This is a genomic window from Desulfuribacillus alkaliarsenatis, assembly GCF_001730225.1.
GTDB classification, from domain to species: domain Bacteria; phylum Bacillota; class Bacilli; order Desulfuribacillales; family Desulfuribacillaceae; genus Desulfuribacillus; species Desulfuribacillus alkaliarsenatis.
Genome location: NZ_MIJE01000006.1, coordinates 1 through 13,698, shown reverse-complemented (window position 1 = coordinate 13,698; position 13,698 = coordinate 1). Strand labels below are relative to the sequence as shown.

The following is a 13,698-nucleotide window of genomic DNA, read 5'->3' as shown; positions in this document are numbered from 1 at the left end:
AAAAAAAGCACTCAGGAAAGCCTTTACGACCTGATTCCTTAGTGCTTATTACGACATCCAATTTACGTCAGTTCTTCTTTTACAACTTCTACGATATTATTTACTACTTCTTCTAGCACCTCTTCGTTAGGACCTTCAGCCATAACTCTAACAAGTGCCTCTGTGCCCGATGGGCGCACTAAAACCCTACCTTGATTTCCTAGTTTTTGTTCGTTTTGCTGAATCACGTCAGCGATTTTTTGATTGGAATGTAGGCCTTCCTTGTCAACTACTCTAACGTTTACTAATAGCTGTGGGTATTTCACCATTTGACCACAAAGTTCATGTAACGATGTTTTTCTACGTGCGACTAAATCAGTCAGATGTAGCGCCGTTAATATGCCGTCGCCTGTTTTAGCATAGTCTAGAAAGATAATATGGCCAGATTGTTCACCACCTAATGTGTATCCGCCCTTAACCATTTCCTCTAAGACGTATTTGTCACCAACCTTCGTCTGCAAGGTATTAATATCTTGGTCCTGCATAGCAACAAAAAAGCCCATGTTAGCCATAACTGTAGTTACTATTGTATCATCTACAAGCTTCCCCTGCTCTTTCAGGTCAATACCACAAATTGTTAGGATATAGTCACCGTCTACTACCTCTCCTAAATGATCAACTGCTATAAGTCTGTCAGCGTCTCCATCAAATGCTAATCCTAGGTCAGCATGTTGCTCAACTACTTGCTTTCTTAATTCATCTAAATGGGTAGAGCCACACTTATTATTTATATTCGTTCCGTCTGGATTTATAGACAAACAGCAAACTTCTGCTCCTAGCTCCTGGAAAATACCAGGGGCATATTCAGTTGCTGCACCATTAGCACAGTCAAGAATTATCTTCATACCAATTAACGGTATGCTTATCGTACTCATTAAGTGCTCTTTATAAAGGTCAGGGCCATTAAAGTCGTCTACAAAACAACCAATGTCTCCATGGGTTGACCTCGGAATCTCTAAAAACAATTGTTCATTAGATAAATAGCTCTCAACTTCCTGCTCCATTGCCTCAGAAAGTTTAAATCCTTTATTATTAAAAATCTTTATCCCGTTATCTTGATATGGATTATGGGATGCACTAATCATTGCACCTGCCATGGCATTATAGTGTGTAATTAAATATGCTACCCCTGGTGTTGGTATTACTCCAAGCCTCATAACATTTACTCCAACAGACATGAAGCCTGCGGCTAATGCCCCTTCAAGCATATCACTTGAAAGACGTGTATCCTTACCGATTAACACTAACTTATCCTGCGACTGGTCAAGCTGTGACTGGTCTAGCTCTAACTGCTTTGTAAGCACATAACCCGCAGCCCTGCCTAAACGGTAGGCTAGCTCTGGGGTTAAATCTTTATTTGCAACTCCACGAATTCCATCAGTACCAAAAAACTCTCCCACTGCTATCACCTGCTTCTACTTCAATTTTATCGGTGCGTATTTACTAATAATCTGTTCAGCTGCCTTTAAGCCATCAACAGCTGCACTAATAATTCCTCCGGCATAACCAGCGCCTTCACCTGTAGGGTATAATCCCTTAAGACTAACTGATTCTCCATTATCTAAACGATGTATTCTAATGGGCGATGAGGTTCTCGTCTCAACTCCAGTCAAAACAGCGTCACCCATATCAAAGCCCGCAATCCGCTTGCCAAATTCTCTTATTGCAACCATTAGCGCTTCTGCCACAAAGTCTGGTAAGCATTCGTGTAGATTTGCTCCCTTAACACCTGGGCTATAGCTAGGTGTTACAATGGTGTTTGTGAAGTCCTCTGTTGGCACACCCTGCAGGAAGTCTTTAACTAGCTGGGCTGGAGCGTGATAATTTCCACCACCTAGGTTAAATGCTTGCCTTTCCCATTTTCTCAAATAATCGATGCCAAGTAAAGGGGATTTTCCTTGGGAGTAACCAAAATCCTCTGGATCTATATTAACTACTAAGGCAGCATTTGCATTCTTTAAGTCCCTCGCATGATAACTCATACCATTAGTTACAACACCACCAGGTTCCGAAGCCGCAGCAACTACGACCCCTCCTGGGCACATGCAAAAGGAGTAAACAGTACGATTACAATTTAAATCCTTTTTCTTAACTAGCTGATATTCGGCCGCCCCTAAACTACTATGAATATCATATGCACCATACTGCGAATAGTTAATCATCGTCTGTGGATGCTCGATGCGAACACCGATTGCAAGAGCCTTGGCATCCATGGAAACATTTCTTCGATGAAGCATTTCGTAAGTATCGCGTGCACTATGACCTATCGCTAATACAACTTGCTGAGTCGGATAGAATATATACTGTTCTGTTTCCAGATTCTTAATCAGTACACCCTGTAACTCGTTGTTTTTAATTTCCATATCTATTAGCTTATGGTTGAAAAACACCTCGCCTCCGAGATGTTCAAGTCGGTTCCTAAGCCTTTCTACCACTAAACGTAACTTGTCCGTCCCTATATGCGGCTTGTTAATATAAAGAATCTCCTCTGGAGCACCTGCTTCCACTAAATACTGATACACTTTGTCAATTCTCGTGTCACGGATTCGCGTGGTTAACTTCCCATCGGAAAATGTGCCTGCTCCTCCTTCACCAAATTGCACATTTGATTCTGGATGTAGCTCTCCAGTTTGCCAAAACAATTGAATATCATCAGCACGTTTATGTACGTTTTTACCCCGTTCAAACACTAACGGCTTGTAACCATTCTCTGCTAATAAGAGGGCTGCCATTAAACCTGCAGGTCCAGTTCCTATAACCACTGGTCGGTTCTCTAGCAATTCCTCCCCTGTACGTAGGGGATTATGGGCTTGGTTGTTGTAGTGTTCAATATCTTGGCTAGGGCGTTTATGCTTTTTTTGAAGGAACTGTAGGATTTTATGCTCTTGATCGGTTTCTACTAGCACCTGATACACAAAATACAGCTGAGGTTTTTTTCGCGCATCAATTGATCTTTTTAATATTTGAATGTTACCTATTTGCTCTTTAGGAATCCGTAATTTCTTCCCTATAGCTAAAAGCAGGGCATGGTTATCATGCCCTACTGGTAGTTTTATATTTGATACTTTAATCATCTGGTCATCCCCTTATCCTACGTAACAAGTAATTACTCTGATTGAGGTGCATCTTGTATTATTGTTCTAGGGACTTTGCTCATTATTTTCTTCAGTGCGTTCAATAACAACCGTAATAGTTGGTCTTTCTATAGCAAACGGTCTAACAAATCTAGGTGTATTAACCTGTACTGGCACCTGATGCTCTCCTAAGGATTTATTACTAACATCAATAAATATTTGAATGTCATCCCGTTGTACATTTTCAATGCGGTTAGGTGCTGCCTCAAGGGAAATATCAGTTGTTTGGAAGTCTAACGTTACACTAATATTATCCGCAACGCCATTAATTGTAATCGGTATATCTTCAATGCGAGTCGTCTCAGATGGAACTATTTCAACGGTAATTAGCACTTCTTCAGGCTCTACCTTAGTCGTACCGTGAATCGGTTGTAATTGTTGCTCAATTGTAGTAGTTTCTCTTAAGTCTGCTATTGATACAACTGGTCCTGGGAAAAACTCATAGCGCTCTATCTCGCTAATAGGCCCAAAGATTGTCACTTGATCTGTCGATAAGCGCACTTCATTCACTGCAAAGCCTTCCGCAGGGAAACCTTCATATTGAAGACTTAGTGGTAGCTCCTTAAAAGGACTAGAAACAGGCACTATCACATCAACGACCGTTGGATTGATTTCAACATCAAGTTCATTACCTTCATTATCGACAGCGCGCACTCGCACAGTCTCATCAATAACAGATCTTGCGTTATCGATATTTACCTGAGCTGTAATAAGCTCTATATAGTCTAATTCTTCCTCTGTCGCCGTTACGAATACACGACTTGGTGAAACTATAGGCTGCCCAGCAGTGAACCCTGGTGCCGCTGTGCCTTGTAATGTAATCCTGACTGGAAGCTCTACTGTTGTTTTGCGAGCTAGCTCCAACATAACAGTCGCAGGACGGGAGCTTGCCGTTACACCACGGGGTACACCCTCGATAATAACGGGAATTTGCTCATGAACGCCATGGCCTAAACCATCTATGTCGGCAATTACTCGTAACGACCCTGGCATTACAGTGCGAATATCAGCTGGATTTCCCCTTAGTATAATATCTACACTTTCAGTAGCATCTATCAGTGCATACTGAGTCTCATCTAGATTATAGGTAACTGGAACCTTAAACTCATGTTCTGTCAGACTTGGCGGTGCCGTTGGCTCTTCAGTACTAACGACTAACCAGAGCAATACAGCTAGCATAACAGCGAAAATCTTTGCAAATAGGTTGCTTTCTAGCCATTTATCCATTCTTCGACAACCTCCTTAACCAAGATGGTGTCTTTGATTTAGGAGATGCCATGTGCTTCGTTAATTTCTCTCTTAAAGCTTTTTCGTCTAAATCTTTATACAGCTGCCCATTATCAGCAACAGAAATCTGCCCTGTCTCTTCTGAAATAATAACAGACATAGCATCAGACTGCTCACTAATTCCTATACCAGCACGATGTCTAGTTCCTAATGCCTTGCTAATGAAAGGATTCTCACTTAAAGGCAGGTAGCATGCTGCTGCAAGGATTTTTTCTTTACGTATAATTACAGCACCGTCATGTAACGGTGTATTTGGGATGAATAAATTTATTAGTAGCTCAGAACTAATATCCGCGCCTAATTTCGTACCTGATTCAGAAAAGTCGTTTAGGCCTGATTCACCCTCAATTACAATTAAGCCACCAATCTTATTCTTCGAAAGAGAAGTAGCTGCTTTCACAATATCATGAATTGATTCCTGCAGGACTGCTTCATCATGATGTGAACGCACAAAAAAGCTACCCCTCCCTAATTGCTCTAAAGCACGGCGTAGTTCAGGCTGAAATACGACCGGTATCGCAAAGAAGAAGGTGGTAAGGGTTTTGTCTAAAAGCCAATTAAATGCCCGTAGTTCAAAGTAGCTACTTAATGCTGTAGCTAAGATAATCACAATTATACCTTTGAGCAATTGCACGGCTCTCGTTCCGCGTATCAATACAATCAATTTATATAAGACAAAACTGACCAAAAATATATCAATTATATCTTTAAAATCCCTAAAGACATTTGTAAATTCAAAACCTAGCATAACTGCCCCTGCTTTCCATTTAAACTAAACTTGTTATTTAGTATTGGCAAGTAAAGTATTAAAAAGTATTCAATAATAACATAGAGTATACATTAATATAGTTCAACAAAAAAGCAGTAATTCCTCTTTATTAAAATAATTCAAAAGGAATTTTTTTCAACTAATGGAAAGCAGGGCAGTACAGTACGTTCTAACTAGGAAAGGCCTTTTATTAACACGTCGGCTACCTCTGGACGCGTAAATTGCGCCGGTGGACGCTGCCCACTCCGTAGCATCGCCCTAACCATGGTGCCACTTAGAATCAACCTGTCCTCTGCTGCGTGTGGACATGTCTTAAATGATGCCATTCCCTCACACTTTGTACAATAAAAGCTATGCTCAAAAAATAATGGTGTAATATCTAACTCGCCTTGGTCAAAGTGCAAAAATATGTGCTGGGCATCGTATGAACCATAATAATCGCCCACACCAGCATGATCTCTCCCCACTATGAAATGGGTACAGCCATAGTTTTTGCGCACAATCGCATGAAAAATTGCTTCACGTGGTCCTGCATAACGCATTGCAGCAGGGAAAATCCCTAAAAACGTCCGCTCCTGTGGATAATAGTTTTTTAGCAATACTTCGTAGCTTTCCATTCGAATATCTGCTGGTATATCGTCCTCTTTCGTATCCCCTACCAAGGGATTTAAAAACAAGCCATCAACAATTTCCAGTGCGCTTTTCTGTATATATTCGTGGGCTCTATGGACAGGATTTCTTGTTTGGAAGCCAACAATCGTCTTCCAGCCTCTGTTCTTGAATTCCTGGCGCGTTTCTGCAGGTGTGAAGTAATATTGCTCATGTGGTCTATCTGTGCGCTCCTGAATCATCGTTATCGGACCCGCAATATAGATATCTTCACGTTCAAATAGGCGCTTTACACCAGGATGGGCTAAGTCAGAGGTTTTGAATATCTGCTCTGCTTCAACTTGCTTATCGTAAGTATATGTCTCTTCAACAGTCATTATGGCATAGGTAGTACCTGTTTTTTTACATTGAAGCTGTACTGTTTCTCCGATTACCAGGCTGTCTGCCTTATCCTTACTAATAGCTAAAGTGATTGGAATACTCCAAGCTAGGCCATTATGCAAACGCATATTTTCCAGAACGCTATGGTAATCTTGTTTACCCATAAAGCCTGTCAGTGGACTAAATGCTCCAACTGCTATCATTTCAATATCGGATAAGGTCCAGCTATCAATCTCAATAATTGGTAGGTGCTCAAGATTTAATTCTTGTCTTTGTTTATCTTCTGCCATACGGTTAATCAATATTCCACCATGTGGTTTTATTTGCTCTGACATGTACAAAATTCATTCCTTCCTTATAAAATAAGCTTTATAAACTATATAAAATAAACTTTATAAACTGTCTTTTGTAACTCTTTATCACGTTTATATATTTTCTGACTAAATTGACTCAGTCGGAATTGTAAAGGTTTCTACTTTCCCGTCAGGATGGGTTAGGGTCCAGTGTATCTGCTTCTTTTCTGATTTAGGTACTAATTTAGAACCGTAGCCAGCTAATTGAAATGGCAGCTTTGTCTGAAGCGCTTGCTGTGGACACGCTTTCACGCAGGCCATACAATCCCAGCAATCCTTTGAACTTCTAATATATGCTAGCTGCTCAGCGTCTCTTGTCATTAAATTCCCTGGACAAACCGCTTCACAGCGACTCTCAGCTATTCCGTTACATCCGTTACATAAATTTTGATTAACTTTAACAGTCATGTAAAATATCCTCCTTGAAATATTAGCTTTATCTAGGGAGATATCTGTCCCCAGGTACAATTTGTTCATATGGACGTTCTACCATGTTGATGTTTCCACTCTTATCTTTATAGGAGTTTACAAATTTGAGCCATGCAATATCGTTTCTCTCAGGGAAATCAGTACGTGATTGGTATGCAGGCCAACGTGTTTCTTTTCTATAAAGCAGATGTTGAACTAGGACTTCGGCGACATCTATACGGTCTATAATTTCATGTACATTCATAAGCTGAAAATGGTCTTCAGCAATTAGGTACGGAATCTGTTCACGCAGTTGTTTTAGTCTTTTTTCTGCGATTTTCAGCCTTGGTTCAGACATTTCATAATAGCTACTAACTCCACCAGCATACTCATCCATGATTTTTTGTAGGCGGTCTTCCATCTCTTCGTACGTTATACCTTCGTTATGTGCTTGATTTCTTGCTAACGGCTGGTACACACGTCTGTATTCAGCATCAGCTTCATTGCTATTGGTTATATGTTCAGTATTTTCATTATTGGTATTAGCAGCTTGGTCAGCTGTGCTTAACTCCTTAACTGCTTTACGTGCTGCAATTACTCCTTCAGCAAAGCAGCCACTGACAAATTTAAACGGCGCTCCACCTGCTACATCTCCTGCAGCAAATAAACCTTCTAGGGTAGTTTTCCGATCTTCTGTTACCCAGTAGCCAGCTTGATTGTGTCCACCCATAATATATGGCTCTGTTCCTTGAATCTCAATTGGCTCTTGATCTGGCTCAATACCATTAGCTGCCCAATATAAGACAATGTCTGGATACATATCAAGGAAGGATTTCTTTAGCTCATATGCTTGTTCTTTAGTAAGGTGGGTCGTATCCATGTAGCAAGGTCCTCTACCTTCCTTCATTTCACGAGTCGGGCCGAACACACGATACGGAGTAGGTGCCCCTTCTCCACCAACATGGGCTAGCTTTGTTTGCATGAATTTTTCTTTATTTGCGTTTACCTGTGGGGCTCCAAAGCCTAAGGCAAGTGTGCCTGTTGGCGATATAATGTCTTTTGTACGTAGTGCAATAAAGCGGTGCTCGAATGATGTCATTTCTGCACCAGCGCGTATTCCCATGGCATAGCCAGCTCCTGCATTGAACGGCGAATACCAAATTTTATGTCGTGCATCACCTGTGTTATTTGGTTTATAAATACCAGCAGCTCCACCCGTTGCTACGATTGTTTTCTTGGCTCTGATTACATAGAATGTATCGTCTTTTGTACTTGCTGCATAAACTCCCTTAACCGCGCCTCCATCAACAATATAGTTAGTGGCGTAAGCTCTATTAATAACTTCAACACCAGACTCAATAGCTTTCTTAGCTATGATTGGCTTTAGTTTTTCGCCGTTAATTTTGATGTTCCAGCGACCTCTTGGCTGATAATTCCCTTGCTCGTCTTTTAGGATAGGAAGACCCCATGACTCTACTTTTTTTACTACGTATTCGAATTCTTTGGACTGGGATAGTACTAAATCCTCGCGTAGCAATCCACATGCGTCATAGCGGACATATTTAGTAAAGCTTTCTGGAGTTTCCCCAGGATTTAAGTAAGCGTTTATGGCGTTCATACCAGCTGCTAGACAGCCACTTCTTTCGATGTTTGCTTTTTCTAAAATGGTTACTTGTAATTCTGGGTTTAATTCCTTCGCTTCCACTGCTGCGAGACAGCCAGCAGTTCCACCACCTATAATTAAAATATCTGTATTTATATGTTTATAATTATGTGACATTAGATAATCTCCCTTCAATCCGTACTAAGGAATGTAAATTTACACCCATAAGCTAAATGCTTATGGGCATAAACCTACTATTTCTTTATCAATATAGTTATTTTATGGTATTTTGTGCATGTACACGTGCGCTAACCTTCGCTTTAAACTCATCCCAGCCAACGTATTCAATCCAACGTCCTAAGCGCCAGCGTTTTTCTCCATAGGTCTTCCATTCTGTAAGTAGCGCTTCAATCCAAGGGAAAATTTGCTCAACATCTGCATTTCTCAGTAGACGTTTCCCGTTCTGCGGATGACGACCACCACAGCCTCCTACATATAAGCTGACACCAGCCTTGGCAATTTCTGCACTTCCTGTTGGACATGCGCGATGACACATACCACAATCCACGCAAGCGGAGTAATCTATAGTTGCCTTTTGGTCTTTTATTGTTATTGCATCTTCCTTACATGCGTTTGCACAGTGACCACAGCCCGTACAGGTCGCCTGGTTAATTTTAATAACCTGCGTACCCATGACTCCTATGTCATGAGCCTGTGCACGGGTACAGCTATTAGGGCAGCCAGCAACAGATAGCTTGAATTTATGCGGTAGACCTGTAATGTCTTTATAACGGCTATTTAATATCTTAGCTAAACCATAAGCATGTATTAGTCCATTACGACAATCTGGTAATGACGGGCATGCAATCGTATTTCGCACGGTACCTCCCCGCGGGGATAGATATAACCCTACTGCAGCCAATTGACGAGTAATGGTAAAAAGCTGTCGACCATCTACATTAATTAACTGCAAGCCTTGACGATCTGTCCAGTGCAAATCTCCCAATTGATATTTCTCCACCAATTCCGTAACAGTTCTCATTTGCTCCAAGTTAATATTCCCTTGATCTACCCTGGTGCGAATTGTCCATAGATTCCCTTGACGTTCCTTAACATAATCACGGAATAAATCGCGTCGTTCTTCTGAAACTGGATAGCGATCATAGAATCCAGACTTTCCTCCTAAGCGAAATTCAACATAGTCCTGAAAGGTTTGGTTAGTGACTTTCTTACGTTTTTCTACATCCCAATTAAAGCCATCAATGCAGGTTGGACAAATAGTCTCATCTGCTTCAATATGAGTTTTACACGTTCGACAAAATCTAGCCTCCTGTCCACACCCTGGACAATATAGATATTCAGGCAATACTTCGCCATGACAATTCCAGCATGAGAACTTATCTTCAGGTGCAACTTTTTTGTCAAATAATTCTTCCACAGTTGGCACAAATCTCTGATGATAGAGCATATATTTTCCTCCTAATTTTTAATTCATAGTAAACTGATATGTTTTATTGTATTTAAGGATACTTTATAATGTGCTATTAGTCAAGAAAAAAAAGCTAGTAATAGAGCATATCAGTACTTTGATTTGCACACATACTAGCATAATATCAATTTAATTTCTCTGGCGCTTCATCAGGAGCTAGATTATACTTTTTCAACTTATACTGTAATGCTTGGCGCTTAATACCTAGTTTATTTGCGGTATGAGTTATATTGTAATCTGATTTCTGGAATACCTTTTCAATATAGATGCGTTCAATTTTTTCAAATATATCTGGCATGCTTTGATTTGACTTGTCCATAGATTGCAGCAACAGGTCAAGGGCATTCATATCCGAGGTAGCTTTCTTTATTATTGTACCTGTACTTGATGTTTCCACATTTGAAGTTGCTTCAGTTGACTTTGTTTCAAACTTTGTTTTAGTTGATGAGTCTTCTATATTGCTCTCCAATTTCATTGCTTTACTTAAAGTTAATTTCATTCCATCTAAGTGATCTATTGTTATACTGGGCTCATGGGGTGCTCGCATGCTATCTGCATAAATTAACACACTACGTAGCTCACGAATATTCTTAGGCCACTGATACTGTATAAACTTCCTTTTCACTTCATCATCTAATTCAATTCCTTCAGGCAATAGCTTGTCTACCAGAAGAAGAATGTCTGACTTTCTTTCTTTTAATGATGGTATGCGAATTATGTCTATGTTGTTATTTAATGTTTTAATTGGGGCATCGCCAATTATAAGCCAGTTTTTATTAGCATTATGTGATAGGCCAGCCAACATATCTATCGTTGGTTGTAGCAATTGCTTGTGTTTAACGTCTACAACTACAAAAGACTTACTAACCTCCATATCACTTCTTAGCTGGCTAAGTTGCTTATTAGCTTTTAAATCAATCCAGCTAATGGTTCGAATGCGCATAGCTTGCAATATTTGCTTAACCATAGCTCGCTTCTCCAAGCCTATATCACCATATAAGTAAACTGGATGATTAGCTTTGATACTGTTTCTAAGCTCTCTGATAGCTAGCCAGGTATTATTATCACGACTCGTATAATCTATCTCTTCTTTTAAGTTTTTGTCATCTATCGTATGGCCACTAGATAGCTCCTGGGACGATGTCGAATGTGATTCAATCTTCAATAAAAGCTCTTGTTTTTCTGCTAATAGATTTTTCAGTTCAGTAACAGTATTTTCGAGTTTGGTGTATTCCTGTTGATAATTTACTATGTTAGTAATATCTCTGGCAATGATAACTGCCCCGATAACATCGGCTTGATCAAATAACGGCTCGACTATCAAATGAACAGTTCGCTCATCACCAGAGATAGTTTTACATTTATACTCATCTGTGTTGATGGCGGTCTTAAATAAAAATGCTTGATAAATCTCTTCAGTGAAGGGATATTTATCGTTCCACGCAAACATCTCAGCAAATAGTGAGTTAGATAACACTGACGTTTGTTCCTCATTAATTATATCGATGGCGATAGGCAGCATTTCAATAACAGAATGAAAAAAGCTAAACGGAACCATTTGATCATCAAAATTATAATCAGACACAAACGTTACCTCCTAAAATTATCAATCTAATTACAAAATAATCTATTATAATAGTATCAATTACAAAATTATAATCTAATTGCAAAATAATCAATTACAAAATAATAAACTAATTGCAAAATAATCAATCTAACTATCAATACTAATTAATTATAGTCTATCGTAATATCTATTTCTGTAAATAGCTCTAAACTCCTGCTTAGTATGCATGTAAATAGTTGGATATATCAAAAAACCTTCGTACAAAGAGTACAAAGGTTTATGGTGGAGCCAAGCGGGATCGAACCGCTGACCTCCTGCGTGCAAGGCAGGCGCTCTCCCAGCTGAGCTATGGCCCCATATGGAGCGGGTGATGGGAATCGAACCCACGCATCTAGCTTGGAAGGCTAGTGTTCTACCATTGAACTACACCCGCAATTATTCTTTTGTAATGATGGTCGGGGCAGAGGGATTCGAACCCCCGGCCTCTTGGTCCCAAACCAAGCGCTCTACCAAGCTGAGCCATACCCCGTTAAAGCGGCCCCGTAAGAGAATCTATGTCTTCTTACGGAACCGTTATGTAAGTGGCGTGCCCTGAGAGATTCGAACTCCCGGCCTTTTGATTCGTAGTCAAACGCTCTATCCAGCTGAGCTAAGGGCACATGCCTGGCAACGTCCTACTCTCCCAGGGGTCTTCACCCCAAGTACCATCGGCGCTGGAGGGCTTAACGGTCGTGTTCGGTATGGGAACGTGTGTGTCCCCTCCGCTATCGCCACCAGACAATTATGGAGCGGAAGACGGGATTCGAACCCGCGACCCTCGCCTTGGCAAGGCGATACTCTACCACTGAGCCACTTCCGCATTAGATAATATCATATTATCCTATTTATTAAGTTTTATACTTAATGGTGCGGGTGGAGGGACTTGAACCCCCACGTCGTAAAACGCTAGATCCTAAGTCTAGTGCGTCTGCCAATTCCGCCACACCCGCATATTAAATTACTCCTACTACTTTTAATTAACTCTGCAGTTAAAATAAAAGTGGTGAGCCATACTGGATTCGAACCAGTGACACCCTGATTAAAAGTCAGGTGCTCTACCAACTGAGCTAATGGCTCATATGGCTGGGAAGGTAGGGATCGAACCTACGCATACCAGAGTCAAAGTCTGGTGCCTTACCACTTGGCGACTTCCCACTACTGAATGAACAAGTAGCATGTCCAAAGATGGTGGATGGAGTAGGATTCGAACCTACGAAGGCGATGCCGGCAGATTTACAGTCTGCTCCCTTTGGCCAGCTCGGGCATCCATCCAAATGGTGCCGCCGAGAGGACTTGAACCCCCAACCTACTGATTACAAGTCAGTTGCTCTACCAATTGAGCTACAGCGGCATGATGTTATGAACATGTTCATTTTTGTAGTATTACCATTTGATATAATTGTATATCATGGTGGACGATGACGGGATCGAACCGCCGACCCCCTGCTTGTAAGGCAGGTGCTCTCCCAGCTGAGCTAATCGTCCATAATTGGTGACCCGTAGGGGAATCGAACCCCTGTTACCGCCGTGAAAGGGCGGTGTCTTAACCGCTTGACCAACGGGCCCTATGAATTGCTAGCCAAAACTCTTTATGTGTTAAGCATCAACTGGAGCTCGCAACCGGGATTGAACCGATGACCTCATCCTTACCATGGATGCGCTCTACCGACTGAGCTATGCGAGCATGGCTCCTTCGGTAGGACTCGAACCTACAACCTACCGGTTAACAGCCGGTTGCTCCACCATTGAGCTACGAAGGAATAATGCTTTTTTAGCCTGGCAACGTCCTACTCTCCCAGGGGTCTTCACCCCAAGTACCATCGGCGCTGGAGGGCTTAACGGTCGTGTTCGGGATGGGTACGTGTGTGTCCCCTCCGCTATCGCCACCAGACTTTACAACTACACTTCCTAAATCTATAGACATAAAAGCTTATATCATTGTGTTTCCCTACGATCTTTGTTAACCCTTGTGGTTAAGCCCTCGACCGATTAGTATCTGTCCGCTAAACATATCACTATG

Annotated in this window: 9 protein-coding genes, 14 tRNA genes and 2 rRNA genes; all 25 read right to left on the bottom strand. The window is 41.1% G+C overall.

What is annotated here, in order from left to right:
- Positions 1-62: 62 nt before the first annotated feature.
- The 25 genes from glmM to rrf (BHF68_RS05185) all read right to left on the bottom strand — a co-directional run bounded on the left by glmM (position 63) and on the right by rrf (BHF68_RS05185) (position 13,569).
- Positions 63-1,439 carry a phosphoglucosamine mutase gene (gene glmM, locus BHF68_RS05305; protein WP_069642616.1) on the bottom strand — a complete coding sequence of 459 codons (1,377 nt, stop codon included), beginning with the start codon at positions 1,437-1,439 and terminating at the stop codon, positions 63-65.
- Positions 1,440-1,454: 15 nt separating this feature from the next.
- Positions 1,455-3,113 carry an NAD(P)/FAD-dependent oxidoreductase gene (locus tag BHF68_RS05300; protein WP_069642615.1) on the bottom strand — a complete coding sequence of 553 codons (1,659 nt, stop codon included), beginning with the start codon at positions 3,111-3,113 and terminating at the stop codon, positions 1,455-1,457.
- 66 nt (positions 3,114-3,179) lie between these two features.
- Positions 3,180-4,400: a CdaR family protein gene (locus BHF68_RS05295; RefSeq protein ID WP_069642614.1), complete on the bottom strand. Its 1,221-nt coding sequence runs from the start codon at positions 4,398-4,400 to the stop codon at positions 3,180-3,182.
- Positions 4,393-5,208 carry a diadenylate cyclase CdaA gene (gene cdaA, locus BHF68_RS05290; RefSeq protein ID WP_069642613.1) on the bottom strand — a complete coding sequence of 272 codons (816 nt, stop codon included), beginning with the start codon at positions 5,206-5,208 and terminating at the stop codon, positions 4,393-4,395. Before cdaA ends, BHF68_RS05295 begins: the two co-directional genes overlap by 8 nt.
- 194 nt (positions 5,209-5,402) lie before the next feature.
- A complete protein-coding gene (sat, locus tag BHF68_RS05285) occupies positions 5,403-6,554 on the bottom strand; it encodes a sulfate adenylyltransferase (RefSeq protein ID WP_069642638.1) in 1,152 nt (383 codons plus the stop codon).
- A 105-nt stretch (positions 6,555-6,659) separates the two neighbouring features.
- Positions 6,660-6,980 carry a 4Fe-4S dicluster domain-containing protein gene (locus tag BHF68_RS05280; protein WP_069642612.1) on the bottom strand — a complete coding sequence of 107 codons (321 nt, stop codon included), beginning with the start codon at positions 6,978-6,980 and terminating at the stop codon, positions 6,660-6,662.
- Between the two features lie 28 nt (positions 6,981-7,008).
- On the bottom strand, positions 7,009-8,760 hold the full coding sequence (locus BHF68_RS05275; RefSeq protein ID WP_069642611.1) for an adenylyl-sulfate reductase subunit alpha: 1,752 nt from the start codon (positions 8,758-8,760) through the stop codon (positions 7,009-7,011).
- A 97-nt stretch (positions 8,761-8,857) separates the two neighbouring features.
- Positions 8,858-10,051: a ferredoxin-like domain-containing protein gene (locus tag BHF68_RS05270; RefSeq protein WP_069642610.1), complete on the bottom strand. Its 1,194-nt coding sequence runs from the start codon at positions 10,049-10,051 to the stop codon at positions 8,858-8,860.
- 145 nt (positions 10,052-10,196) lie between these two features.
- A complete protein-coding gene (locus BHF68_RS05265; RefSeq protein WP_069642609.1) occupies positions 10,197-11,657 on the bottom strand; it encodes a helix-turn-helix domain-containing protein in 1,461 nt (486 codons plus the stop codon).
- 262 nt (positions 11,658-11,919) lie between these two features.
- Positions 11,920-11,995, bottom strand: a tRNA-Ala gene (locus BHF68_RS05260).
- 3 nt (positions 11,996-11,998) lie between these two features.
- Positions 11,999-12,072 (bottom strand) — tRNA-Gly (locus BHF68_RS05255).
- Positions 12,073-12,091: 19 nt separating this feature from the next.
- A tRNA-Pro gene (locus BHF68_RS05250) sits at positions 12,092-12,168 on the bottom strand.
- Between the two features lie 53 nt (positions 12,169-12,221).
- Positions 12,222-12,298: transfer RNA gene (locus BHF68_RS05245), tRNA-Arg, on the bottom strand.
- Positions 12,299-12,300: 2 nt separating this feature from the next.
- Positions 12,301-12,417 (bottom strand): 5S ribosomal RNA (rrf, locus tag BHF68_RS05240).
- 6 nt (positions 12,418-12,423) lie between these two features.
- Positions 12,424-12,498, bottom strand: a tRNA-Gly gene (locus BHF68_RS05235).
- A 45-nt stretch (positions 12,499-12,543) separates the two neighbouring features.
- Positions 12,544-12,628 (bottom strand) — tRNA-Leu (locus BHF68_RS05230).
- A 51-nt stretch (positions 12,629-12,679) separates the two neighbouring features.
- A tRNA-Lys gene (locus BHF68_RS05225) sits at positions 12,680-12,755 on the bottom strand.
- Between the two features lie 3 nt (positions 12,756-12,758).
- Positions 12,759-12,833: transfer RNA gene (locus BHF68_RS05220), tRNA-Gln, on the bottom strand.
- 31 nt (positions 12,834-12,864) lie between these two features.
- Positions 12,865-12,950 (bottom strand) — tRNA-Tyr (locus tag BHF68_RS05215).
- A gap of 3 nt (positions 12,951-12,953) precedes the next feature.
- Positions 12,954-13,029: transfer RNA gene (locus BHF68_RS05210), tRNA-Thr, on the bottom strand.
- A gap of 58 nt (positions 13,030-13,087) precedes the next feature.
- A tRNA-Val gene (locus tag BHF68_RS05205) sits at positions 13,088-13,163 on the bottom strand.
- A 5-nt stretch (positions 13,164-13,168) separates the two neighbouring features.
- Positions 13,169-13,243: transfer RNA gene (locus tag BHF68_RS05200), tRNA-Glu, on the bottom strand.
- 43 nt (positions 13,244-13,286) lie between these two features.
- Positions 13,287-13,362, bottom strand: a tRNA-Thr gene (locus BHF68_RS05195).
- A 1-nt stretch (position 13,363) separates the two neighbouring features.
- Positions 13,364-13,438: transfer RNA gene (locus tag BHF68_RS05190), tRNA-Asn, on the bottom strand.
- Positions 13,439-13,452: 14 nt separating this feature from the next.
- Positions 13,453-13,569 (bottom strand): 5S ribosomal RNA (gene rrf, locus BHF68_RS05185).
- Positions 13,570-13,698 lie beyond the last annotated feature (129 nt).

Bases quoted from the DNA above. Each gene is read 5' to 3' on its own strand.
- cdaA (WP_069642613.1), bottom strand. From the start codon at position 5,208: ATGCTAGGTTTTGAATTTACAAATGTCTTTAGGGATTTTAAAGATATA.
- BHF68_RS05280 (WP_069642612.1), bottom strand. From the start codon at position 6,980: ATGACTGTTAAAGTTAATCAAAATTTATGTAACGGATGTAACGGAATA.
- BHF68_RS05270 (WP_069642610.1), bottom strand. From the start codon at position 10,051: ATGCTCTATCATCAGAGATTTGTGCCAACTGTGGAAGAATTATTTGAC.
- BHF68_RS05295 (WP_069642614.1), bottom strand. From the start codon at position 4,400: ATGGATAAATGGCTAGAAAGCAACCTATTTGCAAAGATTTTCGCTGTT.
- BHF68_RS05275 (WP_069642611.1), bottom strand. From the start codon at position 8,760: ATGTCACATAATTATAAACATATAAATACAGATATTTTAATTATAGGT.
- BHF68_RS05300 (WP_069642615.1), bottom strand. From the start codon at position 3,113: ATGATTAAAGTATCAAATATAAAACTACCAGTAGGGCATGATAACCAT.
- sat (WP_069642638.1), bottom strand. From the start codon at position 6,554: ATGTCAGAGCAAATAAAACCACATGGTGGAATATTGATTAACCGTATG.